12 protein-coding genes are annotated in these 13,934 nt (G+C 69.3%); 4 read left to right on the top strand and 8 right to left on the bottom strand.

Going from position 1 to position 13,934, the window contains the following annotated elements; genetic code table 11:
* Positions 1-384 precede the first annotated feature (384 nt).
* Positions 385-1,170, top strand: coding sequence for an acyl-CoA reductase (locus tag QA861_RS25030; RefSeq protein ID WP_334590823.1), 786 nt, complete (start codon positions 385-387; stop codon positions 1,168-1,170).
* A 393-nt stretch (positions 1,171-1,563) separates the two neighbouring features.
* Here the strand turns inward: QA861_RS25030 and QA861_RS25025 are convergent, their stop codons facing one another.
* The 4 genes from QA861_RS25025 to QA861_RS25010 form a co-directional block, all read right to left on the bottom strand.
* Complete coding sequence (locus tag QA861_RS25025) at positions 1,564-2,841, bottom strand: alpha/beta hydrolase family protein (RefSeq protein WP_334590822.1); 1,278 nt, start codon at positions 2,839-2,841, stop codon at positions 1,564-1,566.
* Positions 2,842-2,971: 130 nt separating this feature from the next.
* Positions 2,972-3,367 (bottom strand): DUF2267 domain-containing protein, encoded by a 396-nt coding sequence (locus QA861_RS25020; RefSeq protein WP_334590821.1) that lies wholly within the window; start codon positions 3,365-3,367, stop codon positions 2,972-2,974.
* Between the two features lie 174 nt (positions 3,368-3,541).
* The gene (locus QA861_RS25015) at positions 3,542-3,937 is read right to left on the bottom strand and encodes a DUF2267 domain-containing protein (protein ID WP_334590820.1); all 396 of its coding nucleotides are present in this window, start codon (positions 3,935-3,937) and stop codon (positions 3,542-3,544) included.
* 95 nt (positions 3,938-4,032) lie between these two features.
* Positions 4,033-4,467: an Hsp20/alpha crystallin family protein gene (locus QA861_RS25010; RefSeq protein ID WP_334590819.1), complete on the bottom strand. Its 435-nt coding sequence runs from the start codon at positions 4,465-4,467 to the stop codon at positions 4,033-4,035.
* Positions 4,468-4,597: 130 nt separating this feature from the next.
* Here QA861_RS25010 and QA861_RS25005 point away from each other — a divergent pair, with 130 nt between their 5' ends.
* Positions 4,598-5,278, top strand: coding sequence for a type III effector protein (locus tag QA861_RS25005; RefSeq protein WP_334590818.1), 681 nt, complete (start codon positions 4,598-4,600; stop codon positions 5,276-5,278).
* A gap of 100 nt (positions 5,279-5,378) precedes the next feature.
* On the opposite strand, the gene QA861_RS25000 is transcribed toward QA861_RS25005, so the two are convergent.
* From QA861_RS25000 to QA861_RS24990, 3 genes are all read right to left on the bottom strand, one after another.
* Positions 5,379-6,161, bottom strand: coding sequence for a DUF899 domain-containing protein (locus QA861_RS25000; RefSeq protein ID WP_334590817.1), 783 nt, complete (start codon positions 6,159-6,161; stop codon positions 5,379-5,381).
* Between the two features lie 261 nt (positions 6,162-6,422).
* The gene (locus QA861_RS24995; RefSeq protein ID WP_334590816.1) at positions 6,423-7,076 is read right to left on the bottom strand and encodes a hypothetical protein; all 654 of its coding nucleotides are present in this window, start codon (positions 7,074-7,076) and stop codon (positions 6,423-6,425) included.
* Positions 7,077-7,418: 342 nt separating this feature from the next.
* Positions 7,419-9,149: a SpoIIE family protein phosphatase gene (locus QA861_RS24990; protein ID WP_334590815.1), complete on the bottom strand. Its 1,731-nt coding sequence runs from the start codon at positions 9,147-9,149 to the stop codon at positions 7,419-7,421.
* A 511-nt stretch (positions 9,150-9,660) separates the two neighbouring features.
* Here QA861_RS24990 and QA861_RS24985 point away from each other — a divergent pair.
* Positions 9,661-10,668 carry a threonine ammonia-lyase gene (locus tag QA861_RS24985; protein WP_334590814.1) on the top strand — a complete coding sequence of 336 codons (1,008 nt, stop codon included), beginning with the start codon at positions 9,661-9,663 and terminating at the stop codon, positions 10,666-10,668.
* Positions 10,669-10,771: 103 nt separating this feature from the next.
* Entirely contained in the window at positions 10,772-11,416 is a 645-nt protein-coding gene (locus QA861_RS24980) for a dihydrofolate reductase family protein (RefSeq protein WP_334590813.1), read from the top strand.
* Between the two features lie 312 nt (positions 11,417-11,728).
* Here QA861_RS24980 and ligA read toward each other — a convergent pair whose 3' ends face one another.
* A complete protein-coding gene (ligA, locus tag QA861_RS24975) occupies positions 11,729-13,816 on the bottom strand; it encodes an NAD-dependent DNA ligase LigA (RefSeq protein WP_334590812.1) in 2,088 nt (695 codons plus the stop codon).
* Between the last annotated feature and the right edge of the window lie 118 nt (positions 13,817-13,934).

The following is a 13,934-nucleotide window of genomic DNA, read 5'->3' as shown; positions in this document are numbered from 1 at the left end:
GTGAAGTGGAGGGGGCAGCGGGAACGTACCGCTGGTAACCCGCTTGTGTCGCCGCCTCGGGCAGGGGAGATCGAAACTTGACCAGGTGGTCTAGGCCAGGCTCCTCGGTGGTGCGAACGACGGGATTCTCTTCAGGGAACGTTCGGTCGGACGCAAGGTCGGCGACCGTATGACTCAATGTTTCTGGCGCAGTTCCGTGAGTGCACAGCCCCACCCAGGACCCCATGCGCCGGGTCCGGCACCTGGGGCGGGGATTGTCCGTCAGCCGACGGTTCCGGTCACCGAACCTCCGGACTTCGTCACGCGGTACGTCACGGTGGCACCGCCTCCTCAGACTGCCCTCGAACGGCCTGTTCAGGCGACCGCGATCCTGCGCACCACGGGGTGGCCGCCGTCGCCCCCGGCCATCCCGTGGTGCGCTCGTTCTCCGCCGCGTACTGGCGCGGCGGCGACGAGACGGTGGAGAGCGGGCTGTTACGCCCCCAGTTCTTCGACAAGCTGGTCGCCTGGGGCGGCGAGTCCACGATCCGCGGGGCGCTGCGATATGTCGGTCCGGGGTTCGAACTCGTGTCCTTCGACCCCAGGACGTCCATCTCGCTGATCGGCCGAGAGGCCTTCGAGTCGCCCGAGTCGCTGGCCCTGGCGGCCGACGCCGGAGCCGCCGACGCCACGTTCTTCAACCAGCAGGCGTGCGTGGCCAGCCGCTTCCAGTTCGTCGAGGGCTCGGAGGAGGACGCCGACGGGTACACCGCGCTGCTGTGCGAACGCCTCGGCGTCGCCCGGGAGTTCAGCTCCGCAGACGGCCCGCGGGTCCCTGCGGAACTCCGAGAGGAGATCGACGTACTGCGCTCGCTGGCGCCCGACTACCGGGTGTGGGGCGGGTGCGACGGCCGGGGCCTGGTCATCCGCTCACCGGAGCCGGTGGACTCCCATCCTGACGGAAAAATCGTCAACGTCGTCCCGGTCGCCGCCCTTTCCGAAGCGGCCCTCCACGCGGGGGTCGCCACCCAGACGGTCGGCGTCTACCCAGGTACCCGCAAACCGGAACTCCGCGGCGCCGTCGCCTGCGCCGGAGTGCAACGAGTCGTCTCCCTCGGCGGAGCGGGTGGCATGCCGCCGGGCCTGTCCACGACGGCTTCTACCCCCTCCAACGGCTCATGCGCTGGGTGAACGACGAGTGATCGGGCGGCCGCGCGGACGGCGGGAATCTCACCAGCCGGGCCGTTCCCCCGTGCCGACGGCTCACGTAGTCGGCGAGGTGGCACATAGGTGGCCGACTGCACGGTCGAGGATCACCAGGCGAAAGCCTTACTTACCGCCTCCTACATCAGCGATGCGCCCGGGGAGTTCCTGACGGCGGTGGCCCGGCTCACCGCGGGTGAGCCGGAGACCAAGGGCACGAGAGCGGCTACCGGGACACGTGGGGCAGGCCCTTCCCTCGAACCGAACTCGAAGCCTTCAGGTGCCTCTGGCGCGCTGATGAGGCAGATGAGACTGATGACGTGGCGGGCACCGAAGCAACACCAACCTGACCCACCTTGCCAAGTGCCCCGGCCGGGGTGATCAGTCGACGAACTCCATTGCTGGGTACCGGTCTGACGGCCCGTTCAGCAGTCGGTCCGACCGCCCGCGCAACCAGTGGTCGAAATACGCGGAGATGTAGGCCTCGTTGGTACGTATCGCCGTGGCCGGATCGATGATCCCGATGTTCTGCGTCTGGGTGGCCGGCGGCAGGCCCAGCTGCGGGAGCAGCGCCTCCGCGTCCGTGAAGGACGCGTGTTCCGAGCCGCGTAGGGTCAGCTGGCGGGTCCAGCCGGGGGTGTGGGCGCGGAACGCCTGCCAGCCGGGGCCGGTGTCCGTCGTCCCGTCCTTGCCCATGAACAGGAACGGCCGTGTGAGCCCGTGTTCCGCCACTGGCATGAGGGTGCCGTCGAAGTTGGTCAGGTTGCCGTCCATGTTGATGCCGGCTTTGACTCGCGGGTCAGCATCCATGACCGTGGCCGTGGCCGTGCCACCCATCGAGTGGCCGAACATACCGACCTTGGACAGGTCGAGCGCTCCGGCGAGACCCTTCGGCAGCCGCCGGCCGTCCGTGTCGGGTTGGTGACCGGCGTTCAGCAGGCCCAACTGGTCCAGGACGAAACCGGTGTCGGTGGTCCGCACGGCGAGGGACTTCCTGATGAAGGCATCGGGGTCCGTAGGCGTGACCATGGTGGCCAGAGAACCGTCGGGGAACTGGACTTCCGGGGATTCGTAGGTGTTGTCGATCGTGACTACGACATAGCCCCGGCTGGCAAGATCCGCGACCAGGGTGGTGCCCCAGGTCCGGGGCTCGCCGAGCCCCGGGGAATAGACCAACACCGGTCGCTTCCCGCCCACTTGGGTAGCCGGAGCGCCCTGCACCACGTGGGTGGCGGTGGCCGCCCAGTTGATCTGCCCCGTCGGCAGGTTCATCCCGAGGTAGTCGTTGACGGTCACCGAGTCGAAGTGCGCCGCCGCCTTGGGAAGCATGTAGGGAGCGGCACGGTGGCCTTCCCCACGCGTCGTGGGGTAGTACACGCTGATCATCAGCTCGCGGTCTTGCCGACCGCTCTGCCAGGGGTCGGGCCTGGAGTGGTCCACGAGATGCAGGGGCACTTCGCCGACCCCGTACCTGCCCGTGGGGACGGGCAGACTCAATGGAGCGGCGTTCACGGCCGGCGCGGATTCCGTAGGTGCCGCAGCGGCTTCAGCGGGTAGCACGGCGCCCAGAGCGCTGATCACGATGACCGCGCAGGCGACGGCGGCCCGCAGGCCGCGACGCCGGTTGCTTCGTTGCTTGATCGACTGTTCCTCCGTCATGTCAACTCATGTTGCAGCCCGCCGGCCGCGCGCACCATCGGGGTGTTCCCCCATTTCGGCCTGCGGTCATCCCCTAGGGGTCATGAGAAGGGCTGGGAGGCATGTGATGTCGGGCCCGCCTTCGAGCGCGTCAGGCCGCCTGGGTGAGTTCGGCGCGGCCGAACAGCAGGGCGTAGCCGGACGGGAGTTGGGCGAGGAGACGACTGAGCAGTTCCTCGCCGGCGAGCCGACCCACGACGCGAAAGACGGTGCCGGTGTCCCAACGGGTGGTAGCCGCCGTGCGGCCCGTGCGGGACGCCAGGTCCCTGACGAAGCCCCAACCGGTGAGCGGGTCGGTGGCGGGAATCCCGGAGGTCAGGGCGACAGCGGCCTCGTACGGCATCCTCGCCGCGAGTTCCGCGCGCTCGTCGCCCGCGAGCTGGCGTCCAAGGGCACCCAGCACGGCGCGTACGGACTCCTCGGCCGCTGCACGGGTGGGGTACGCGCCTTCGTAGCGCACTCTTTCCAGCATCTGCTCGAACGTCATGGCCGCAGTGAATCGGCACAGTTCCTGCTGGGAGATCACGATGACACCGTTGCCTTTCTCGTTCGAATTGACAGTGACAGTGACGTGACTGGGACTGGGACTGGGAGTCGGTGGCTGAGGGCGTGCCCCGCCATCGACTCCGCTCGATCAGAAACGGGTTGTCGCTGCCCGGGGCTATGCGAGCTGGGTACGGCCGAACAGCAGGTCGTAGCCCGCCGGGAGCTGGAGCAGGATACGGCGGGTGACCTCTTCGCCCGCGGCGTCCGCGGCCACGCTGAACACAGCGCCCACGTCCCAGGCCGCGGTCCGTTCGGTGGCTCCCTCGATCCAGGCCGCGGTGGCCCGCACGAACCGCTCGGGGGAGAGGGGCTCGTGCGCCTGGAGCGGATTGAGAAGGATCAGCGCCAACTCCTCCGGCAGCCGCGCCGCCAGTTCTGCCCGGACCCCGCCCACCAAGTGAGCGCCCAGCAGTGCCAGCACGGTGCGGGCCGCCCGCTCGGCCTCCTCTGTGGTGTCGTACGCGCCGCGCTCCTTGACCTGGTCCAGAAACGCGCTCCATCGCATGGCCATTGCTGCTCCCTGGCGTGTGTGGCGGCGAGCGGAGGACGGGGGACGGGGAACGGGCCCCAGGCAAGGCCGGCTCCCCGTCTCCCGGGTGGCGGGGATCAGCCGCGGATCTCCTTGTGCGCGACGCTGCCGCCGATGGCGACCTTGCGGGGCTTGGCGCGCTCGGCGATCGGGATACGCAGGGTCAGCACACCTGCGTCGTAGTCCGCCCTGATGTGCTCCGTATCCAGGGTGTCGGCCAGCACGAGCTGTCGGGAGAAGACACCCAGCGGTCGCTCGGAGAGCTCCATCTGGACGTCGTCCGCCTTGGCGACGGGCCGCCGCTCGGCCTTCACGGTCAGCATGTTGCGCTCGACGTCGATGTCGATCGCGTCCTTGGAGACGCCGGGCAGGTCGAGGGCGATCACGTACTCCTCGCCCTCGCGGTAGGCGTCCATCGGCATCGCCGACGGCCGCGACCAGGTGCCGGTCGTGTTCAGGAGTTGCTGGGTGAGCCGATCGAGCTCACGGAACGGGTCGGTGCGCATCAACACTGTGAACACCTCCAATGTTCAGGTCAGGCAGTTGCTGCCAATGCGTTCACCCGTATTCGTTGTAACATGTCATCGAAGTGATGACAAGTAGAGCGTCGTTGATGCGACGACACCGCGTGTTGGAGGCCCCGTGACCACGGACGATCAGCCCGCCGCTCGGGCGCCCGGTCTCACCCCCACGTCTTTCCTCGCCGCAGCCGCGGCGCTCGACGCGATCCACGAAGCCGTTCGCGCGGCCCGGACAACGGGGGACGGAGAACACTCCGAGCCCGGCCGGGCCGGCTCGGAGGAGGCACTCGCCGCCCTCCTGCTGCTCCGCGAAGTGCGTGATCAGCTCGCCGAGTGGGAGCCGGGCCTGATCGAAGAGGCCCGGGAGGCGGGCGCCAGCTGGGCCGACCTCGCCCACCCTCTCGGCGTTTCCAGCCGGCAGGCCGCCGAACGCCGTTACCTGCGGGTACGCCCCGGGAATCCGGGGTCCACGGGCGAACAGCGGGTACGCGCCACCCGCGACCGCCGGGCCGCCGACCGCACCGTGACCACCTGGGCCCGCGCCAATGCCGCCGACCTACGCCGGCTCGCAGGCCAGATCACCGCGCTCACAGACCTCCCCGCCGACGCGCGCACTCCGCTCGCCGAACTCACCGTCGCCCTCGCCGACAACGACACCGCCGCCCTCGTCGGCCCCCTGGCGCTCACCTACGTGTATCTGACGTCCGGCCATCCCGACCTCGCCGAGCGCGTCGACGACATCGCCCGTCACACCGACCGACTCCGCCGACAAAGCGGTGACCAACGACAGCACAGAACCTGACCGCCGCACCTTCGCGGTTCACCCGGGCGCCGCCTCACCTGTTCCCGACGGATGAGACGGGGAATATCGACGGAAGATCGACACTGTGGACGAAGGGCAGTCAGTGGTGGTGGCCCTGTCGCCCGAGGGTTTCCACGGGGGTCGCGCCCGGGCGGGTCCACTGCGGCACGGGGCGGCTGGTCGGTCCCCGGTCGCTGTTCCCGTCCGCGTCCGAGCGCCAGGACCAGCACGCCTGGCGTCCCTCGGGCCAGCCCTCAGGGTTGTCCTCCCAGGCCTCGCCGCGGCCGTAGGGAGTCATGTCGAGCAGACGGAGAGACCCGTTGACCGCCTCGTTGCCACGGCCCGTCGTGGAGTAGGTGAGGAACATGCGGTCGCCGTCGCGCAGAAAGAAGGTGAGGTACCCCATGTCGCCGCCGACCGGCCCGTCCACGTCGCGCACCGAATACCAGGGCTGGGTGTAACCCATGAACTCGGTGTAGGAGGCCACCTCGTCCCACCGTCCCGTGGTCAGGACGGCGAACGAGACACCGCGAGCGTTGAGATAGGCGGCGTCCTGCAGATGCCAGGCCGTCGTCGTGCAGCCCTCGCACTGCCCCTGGTGCGGCGCTCCGTCGTACCACATGTGCTTGTAGACCACGAGCTCGTCGCGGCCCTGGAACAGATCCAGGAACGGGACCGGACCGTCGGGCCCGACGATCTCGACCGTCCCGTCGAGTTCCACCATCGGCAGCCGTCGGCGGGCCGCCGCCAGGGCGTCGCCCGCGTGGGTGTGAGCCTTCTCGCGGACCAGCAGCTCGTCACGGGCGGCCTGCCAATGGGCCAGGTCGACGACGGGTGGGCGGCCGGGCAGCGCGGTGGTCGGATCATGGGGCGTGGTCGTCATGGGGTCCTCCATGGTGTCTCGTGCCGACGACGTCGTATGACGTCCTACGACGGTCACCACAACAGACTGCCGTCCCGGCCCAAACTCATCGGCGCGCAGCCTCCGGCCGTGTCAACCGGGCGCCCATCGGTCCCAGCCCTGGCTACGCCCACTGGCCGGACGTAAGCCCCGGCCGCACGCCGATGAACGTCACCGCACTGCCGGCCCACCCGGTTCACCCAGGCCACCCGGTGCGCACAGGAACGGCTCCCCGGTGATCAGTTACGCCTCGGGCTGCTCGTCGGCCGGGGTTGCCGCGGGCGGGGTCGGGCTCTGTGTGTCGGTGGTGGTGTAGTAGACGGAGTGGCCCTGCTTGGTGCGCTGGGCGTGGCTCTTGGCGACGAGCCCTTCGACTGTCGTGCGTACGACGGTCGTCTTGATGCCACGGTCGGGGTGGGCCTCGCCGAGAGCGGTGGCGATTTCCGCCGCGGAGCGGGGCTCGTTCTGATCGGCGAGGTGGCGGCGGATCAGTTCGACGAGGGTGGGCTGGGCCGCCTTCGTGGCCGCCGACTTGGCTACGGCCGCGGTCTTCTTGGCGGCCGGCTTCCGGGCCGCCTCGCTGCCCTGAGCAGTGGCCGTCTTCTTCGCCTGTGTCCCCTTGGCCGCACTGTGCTGAGGGGTGGCTTTCTGCCGGGCCACCGCGGGTGTCCCCGCCGACTTGGGGGCACGCTGAGCGGCGGTGCCCGTGGCGCCGAGCGCGTTTCGCATGTTCGTCAGCACGGTGTTGTCGTGCTGCAGGGCGCGCAGTTGTTCCTGAAGGGCGTCGATTTCCGCGCCGATGCGGTCCTGTTCCTTGGCATTGCGGTCAAGGTCGTTGGCCACCTGTGCCATGTATTGCGATGTCAGTTCGGTGGTGGGGGTCTTGCTGTCGGGCATGCTGCCGGCCTTTCCTCGGGTGGCGTCCGCAGGCGGTGAAGCAAATCGCGGAGCAGGCGCCTGGGCTGAGCTGTGATGCGGCGGCACTTGAACGAGCCATGAGCAAGTCGCACCTGGTGAGGGCTTGCCTCGGTACAGAAATACTACGGGCGGGCGGAGTTGGTTGTTCGACGGAGTTCATGTCGGGTTCGGCTTGGGTCACAACTACGTAGTCGGATGCGACTGTTGGCGAGTGTTGTCGAGGCTTTGCGCATTTGCGAGTCAGTAGCGGGCGTTCATGACCGACGGACCGCCCCCGGAGTCAGAGGATCAGGGCCGGTGCGGTCGCCAGCGGGCGGACGGTCACGTTCGGGTGGGCACCCGCAGGGCGAGGATGGCGACGTCGTCGTCGTTGGCGACGGGGCGGACCCGGCTCAGCATCTGGTCGGTGAAGGATGACAGAGGGCGGTGGGCCAGGGCGGCGGCGTGACGGCGCAGTCGGTGCAGGCCCTCGTCGAGAGTGTGTCCGGGTTCCTCGATCAGACCGTCGGTGTACAGCAGGAGGGTGGATCCGGGCGGCAGCAAGGCGGTGGCGTCGGTGCGGGGCCTCTGGGATCCGGTGCCCAGGAGAATGCCGTGGCCGTCGCTGAGGTAGTCGGCCAGCCCGTCGTGGCTGATCAGCAGCGGCGGTGGATGGCCGGCGTTGGTCCAGGTCAGCTTCCACTGGCCGTCGTGGGTCTCTTCGACCCTGGCAAGGATCATGGTGGCCATGGCGACGTCCGTGATGTGCAGGACCGCCTCGTCGAGGCGCTCGACGATCCGGCTCGGGGGCTCCTGCAGGGCCCAGGCGTAGGCGCGGAGCATGTTGCGCACCTGTGCCATGCCGGCCGCCGCCTCCAGGTCATGGCCGACCACGTCGCCGATGGCCAGCGCGGTGGCACCGTCGGCCAGGGAGAAGGCGTCGTACCAGTCGCCGCCGACCTGTGACGCGTCGGGCGCCGGCAGGTAGCGCACTGTCATCTGCAGCCCCGGCACGCGCGGCATCTGGGGGAGCAGGTGGTTCTGCATGGTCTCGGCGACCTTGCGCTGGCGCTGGTAGAGACGCGCGTTGTCCAGAGCCAGGCCCGCGCGGCGGGCGATGTCCTCGATGAGGGGGAGGTCGACGGTGGCGAAGTCTCCCGGCTGCTTGGCGCGGCCCAGGGTCAGCGCGCCGAGGACGGCACGGGTGCTGCGGATGGGGGCGATGGCCGCCGAGTGGATGCCGGTGGCGTCGAACAGGCGGCGCTGTTCGACCGCGATACCGGAATCCGGCGGCCCCTGGTAGGTCTGCGGGCCGGCCAGGGTCGACGCGACCCCGCGCAACGCCCTGGACAGGGGCATCGGGGACTCCTCGGGGACCGGTGGCATCGGTCCCTGGAGTTCCTCGTGGTGCACCACGCCGTCATTGTCCGCCTCGGCCACGACAGTGCGCCACACCTCGTCGCGTTCGGTGATCAGGTCGATGATCGCCCAGTCCGCCAACCGGGGTACCACCAGGGTCACCAGCCGCCGTAGCGCCTCTTCGGCGTCGAGAGTGGAGGTCAGTTGTGTGGTGGTCGCGGCCAGCAGAGCGAGCCGTTCGATCTCCGGCAGCAGGGTGGCCTCCGGCTGCGGCAGCGAGGGTGCCGGCGGGTGCCGGGGATGGAAGATGACGAGCGTGCTGTGTTCGTGCTCACCGAGGTCGTGGTCGCCGAGGTCGAAGGAGGTCAAGAGCCACGAGACGGGCAGCAGAGAGCCGTCCCCGCGCGCGAGGAAGTCCTCCTCGGCCTGAGCGGTGCGCCGGGCATGGAAGGCCTGCCGCATACGGCACCGGGTCCTGGGCAGGGGCTGGCCGTGCGCGTCCCGGTGCAGCAGGTCATGCGCGTCATGGCCGAAAAGATCTCCGGCCGACCGGTCCAGAAACTGCTCGGCGCGGGAGTTGACGGCGATGATCCGGCCCTGCTCGTCCACGACGTAGGCCCCGGTCCCGATGGCTTCCAGCGTCTCGACGAGCCTGGCGGTCGGCGTCGCCACGGGCCGTTTCCCGTGGGTATCCGTATGTTCCGGTCCTGCCATGCCCTGATCTCCTTACGTGACGCGCGGCCCGCCTCCTTGACGGTATCTGCCTTTCCGACTGCCCCGCCGTCGACCGATTCAGCCCCACCCTCGCTCACAGTCGGCAAACCGACACCGACTGCTTGCGTGTGTCGACTTCGGCCGGGGTACAGGCGATACGAGCCGGGTATGCGGCCCCAGTCCATCTCGCGACCTGGGCAGCACCAGGATGTTCGGGACGGTCGCCGCCGCGAGCGTTCAGTCGTCGTCGGAGACCACGCTCGACCAGAAATCCCAGATCCCGGCGACGCCACGGCCGGTGGCCCGCAGGACCCGATGGGAGTCGTGCACAGCAACGCAAGCACCGTAGCGGGGATTGCCCGTATTGCCGCAAACTGCGAACGGCCTGATCCAAGCCAATCGATCAACGCCTCCATCACCGCGCCAGCCAAGCTCGACCGACAGTCGCGTACAGCGAGATCGGTGGGCGTTCGCCCGAGGGAAGCGCGTGGTGGCGCTACCCTGCTGTGCCATGCGGGAGACACGCCTCGACACTGCTCGGATCAGGGCGGCTCGTCGGCTGATCGATCCGGTTTTTCTCAGCACTCCGCTGTACCGCTGTGAGGCCCTGGAGCCCGACCTGGGCTGCACGGTGAGCATCAAGCTCGAAACGGCGAACCCGGTCCGTAGCTTCAAGGGCCGCGGCACCGAGCTGGTCGCGAGCCTGCTCGCCAAAGAAGGCGCACGAGCCGCGGTGTGCGCCAGCGCGGGCAACCTCGGCCAAGCCCTCGCCTGGTCCGGGCGCGGCCGGGGGCTCGACGTGACCGTCGTGGCGTCCCGCGTCGCGACTGTGGCCAAGCTTGACCGCATCCGCGCGTTGGGCGCCGCGCTGGAGCTGGTGGACGGCGATCACGAGATGGCTCGCGAGCGGGCGGCGGCCATCGCGCGGTACGACGGCATCCGGCTGGTCGAAGACAGCCTGGACATCGAGACCTGCGAGGGTGCGGCGACCATCGGCCTGGAACTGGTGGAGTCCGAGCCGTCGTTCGACGCCGTCCTGATCGCTCTCGGCGGCGGGGCGCTGGCCACCGGCGTGGGTCATGTGATGAAGGCCCTGGCACCCGAGATCGAGGTGATCTGCGTCCAGCCGCTGGGCGCACCGGCGATGACCCACTCGTGGCTCGGACGGCGTGTCGTGACCACAGACTCGACCGACACCATCGCTGACGGCGTCGCCGGGCGGCGTCCCATCCCCGCCGTCCTCGACGACCTCCTCCTGGTCGCCGACGATGCCGTCCTGGTTCAGGAGGCGTCGATCATCGCCGGTATGCGGATGCTTCTCGATCACGCAGGCCTGGTCGTCGAACCGTCGGCCGCACTCGGCGTCGCGGCGATCCTCGAAGACCGCGAGCGCTTCGCCGGCCGGCATGTGGTCACCATCGTGTGCGGCAGCAACGTCGACGTGGACACGTATCACCGGTGGGTCGGAGCGGCTGTCTGTCCACAGATCGTGGCCGGCGAGGCGGTGGGTAGCCGGTGACCGCCTTCGGGCCGGTCGCGGACACGCCGATGAGTTTTCGTGGCGCGCGCGGTCTTGTCACCGTGATCGGCAACATCATGATCGGCGACTTCAGGAGGAACACATGGCTCAGTTGCTGAGAGTCCACAACTTCGGCGTGTCGAGTGACGGGATCGGTGCCGGAGTCGAACAGAGTCTCGACCACCCGTTCGGGCACGTCGATCCGGAGCAGCTGTTCACCTGGGCGCGTGCCACGGCGAGCTGGCCAGGGCGTACCGAGCCCGGCGGGAGCCGCGGCCTCGACGACTACGTCGTACGGGACTGGGCACGCAACATCGGTGCCGAGATCATGGGCCGCAACAAGTTCGGGCCCCAGCGCGGTCCCTGGAACGACCACGAATGGCGAGGCTGGTGGGGGGACGAACCCCCTTTCCACACCCCGGTGTTCGTCATGACCCACCATGAGCGTCCCTCGTTCACACTCTCCGACACCACGTTCCACTTCGTTGACGGTGACCCGGAATCGGTGCTCGAACAGGCGCGGGTGGCGGCCCAGGGCAAGGACGTACGGCTCGGCGGCGGGGTCTCCACCGTCCGGCAGTTCCTTGACGCCGACCTCGTCGACAGTCTGCATGTGGCGGTCCTGCCGGTGAAGTTCGGGTCCGGACTTCGCCTGTGGGAGTCTCCCGACGAACTGCTCGACCGCTTCCACCTGGACGTCGTGCCCAGCCCGAGCGGCGTGGCGCACCACCTGTTCTGGCGGAAGTGACATCAGAGCCTGCCTGCTCGGAAGAGACCGAGACGGCCCCTGCCGACGCTTGAGCGGTTGCCGCACAGCGTGAAGCCCCGGCTGGACGGGGGAGCCGGCCGGGGCGGTGTGGCGTGCGGAAGGGCGGTCGCCTCGCGGCGAAAGGCTCCATGGGGCTTCAGCCGAACGATCTTCCCCATGGGCTATAGGTGAGGCCCGGGGACACTGTCCCCTCCGCAGCCACATACAGATGAACGGTCAACCACCCCTGGATGTTCCGCCGTTGAGCCATTGCCGTGTGAGCTGGCGCACCTCACGGCGCCGGGGACGCGGTCAGCCGACGTAGTCGGTGACGAGGGCGGCGAACTCGTCCGGGGTGGCCAGGCGGACGCCCAGGGTTTCGGCCTTCGCGCGCTTGGAGCCGGCACCCTCGCCGGCGACGACCAGACTGGTCTTCTTCGAGACGCTGGAGGACGAGCGGCCCCCGGCCCGTTCGATGAGCTCGTTCATCTGGTTGCGGCTGAGTTTCTCCAGTACGCCGGTCATCGCTCCCGTCACCACGACGGTCATCCCGGTCAGCGGCCCGCCCGTCGCCTCAGCGCCCTCCGGGATGCCCTCGCCGCCCTCGGCCGCAGGGGCGGGCGGGGTCGCGCCGGGCTCGGTCATGTTCACCCCGGCTGCCACGAGCCTCTCGACGAGCGGCGCCAGTTCGGCGAGTTCGGCGACGATGGAAGGGGCTTTCTCCGTGCCGATGCCCTCGACCTGCCGCATCGCCTCGGCGTCCGCGGCGCGGATGTTGTCCATGGTGGCGAAGTGCCGGGCGATACGGCGGGACATGGAGCGGCCGGTGCCGCGCACCCCGAGAGCGCACAGCACCCGCGACAACGGCTGCTCCTTCGCCGCACTGATAGCGGCGAGGAGGTTGTCGGTGCTCGTCTCGCCCATCCGCTCCAGGCCCAGCAACTGCTCCCGGTTGAGAGAGAACAGGTCGGCGAGATCCTTGACCAGACCGGCGTCGACGAGTTGGACCACGCGCGTGTGCCCGAGACCTTCGACGTCGAGCTGGTCGCGGCCTGCGGCGTAGGAGAGAGCGGCCACCAGATGACAGTTGCGGCCGTTCTCGCACCGCCAGCGCTGTTCGCTGGTGTCGATTCCCGCTCCGCATCGCGGGCACACCTCGGGGAAGACGATGGGCTGCTCGTCCCCGGTGCGCAGATGGGCGACAGGGGCTTCGACGCGGGGGATGACGTCGCCGGCGCGATGGACCATGACGTGGTCGCCCAGGCGTAGGTCGCGGCGGGTGATGTCGCCGGGGTTGTGGAGGGTGGCGTAGGTGATGGTGGCACCGTCGATCTCGACCGGCTCCAGCACGCCGCGTGGGGCGATGATGCCGGTACGGCCCACGTTCCACTCGACCTCCAGCAGCCGGGTGATCTTCTCCACGGCGGGGAGTTTGTAGGCGATCGCCCAGCGCGGGGCCCTCGATCCCGCCCCGGCGGTCCGCTGGTCGGCAGCGAGGTCGGCCTTGATGACGATCCCGTCGATCCCGAAGGGCAACTCCGCCCGCAGCTCGGCGATCTGTCCGACGCGGGCCAGCACCTGCTCGACGGTGTCGGCGGTGATGCCGGGTACCGCGGTGGTCGCGGTGGTGTTCACTCCCAGTTCGCCGGCCAGTGTCATCAGCTCGCTGTGTGCGAGCTCGCCCAGCTGTCCGGCGAGCTCCGTCTCGGTTCCGGGCACGGGGAGCAGTCCGTACCCGAAGAACGTCATCGGTACGGTGTACGCGCGGTCCTTGGCCCGCAGGGTGCCGGCCGAGGCGCCGCGCGGGTTCGCGAACGGAGTGCCGCCGTGTGTCGTCCGTGCCGTGTTGGCGTACTCGAACTGGGCGGTGGTCATGAGGACTTCGCCGCGTACCTCCACCGTCACCGGTTCGGCGAGTTCGTCGGGCAGGCCCTCGACGGTGCCGATGGCGTGCGAGACGTCCTCTCCGGCCGTCCCGTCGCCGCGTGTGACCAGCCGGGTGAGGCGGCCTCGGGTGTAACGGGCGGCGATCGCGAGACCGTCGAGCTTGGGCTCGACACTGAAGAGGGTGACGTCGTGGCCGATACGTCTGGCCAGCGACGCCGTCCAGGTGGTGAACTCCTCGGGCGAGAACACGTTGTCCAGACTCAGCATCGCCACCGTGTGCGGGACATCCCCGTCCACGGCGCCGCCCGCGACCTTTCCGGTCGGCGACTCGGGCAGCACCTGCTCGGGATGAGCGGCCTCCCACTCCGCGACACCGCGCACCAGCCGGTCGTAGGCGTCGTCGTCGAGCACCGAGGTGCCGCCCGTGTAGTAGGCGGCCGACGCCTTCACCGCGTCCTCGACCGCCTGCGCGTAGGCGGCGGCATCCACGATCACTGCAGCTGGTGTTGTCATGCCGGTCATCTTGCCTGCCACCACTGACAACGCCCTGGCCGACGGAGCGGGGTGTCTGGACACGGTGACCGCTGAGGGCCACGACCGGATGTCGTGGCCCTCTTGTCAGGTCCCGGGG

The organism is Streptomyces sp. B21-083, assembly GCF_036898825.1.
In the GTDB taxonomy this organism is placed as follows: domain Bacteria; phylum Actinomycetota; class Actinomycetes; order Streptomycetales; family Streptomycetaceae; genus Streptomyces.
Note: the sequence above shows the minus strand (reverse complement) of the source record. Positions and strands in the feature narration are given on the sequence as shown.

Excerpts from the sequence above, each read along its gene's own strand:
- QA861_RS24985 (WP_334590814.1), top strand. The coding sequence starts at position 9,661 with ATGCGGGAGACACGCCTCGACACTGCTCGGATCAGGGCGGCTCGTCGG.
- QA861_RS25025 (WP_334590822.1), bottom strand. The coding sequence starts at position 2,841 with ATGACGGAGGAACAGTCGATCAAGCAACGAAGCAACCGGCGTCGCGGC.
- QA861_RS24990 (WP_334590815.1), bottom strand. The coding sequence starts at position 9,149 with ATGGCAGGACCGGAACATACGGATACCCACGGGAAACGGCCCGTGGCG.
- ligA (WP_334590812.1), bottom strand. The coding sequence starts at position 13,816 with ATGACAACACCAGCTGCAGTGATCGTGGATGCCGCCGCCTACGCGCAG.
- QA861_RS25000 (WP_334590817.1), bottom strand. The coding sequence starts at position 6,161 with ATGACGACCACGCCCCATGATCCGACCACCGCGCTGCCCGGCCGCCCA.
- QA861_RS25015 (WP_334590820.1), bottom strand. The coding sequence starts at position 3,937 with ATGGCCATGCGATGGAGCGCGTTTCTGGACCAGGTCAAGGAGCGCGGC.
- QA861_RS24980 (WP_334590813.1), top strand. The coding sequence starts at position 10,772 with ATGGCTCAGTTGCTGAGAGTCCACAACTTCGGCGTGTCGAGTGACGGG.
- QA861_RS25020 (WP_334590821.1), bottom strand. The coding sequence starts at position 3,367 with ATGACGTTCGAGCAGATGCTGGAAAGAGTGCGCTACGAAGGCGCGTAC.
- QA861_RS24995 (WP_334590816.1), bottom strand. The coding sequence starts at position 7,076 with ATGCCCGACAGCAAGACCCCCACCACCGAACTGACATCGCAATACATG.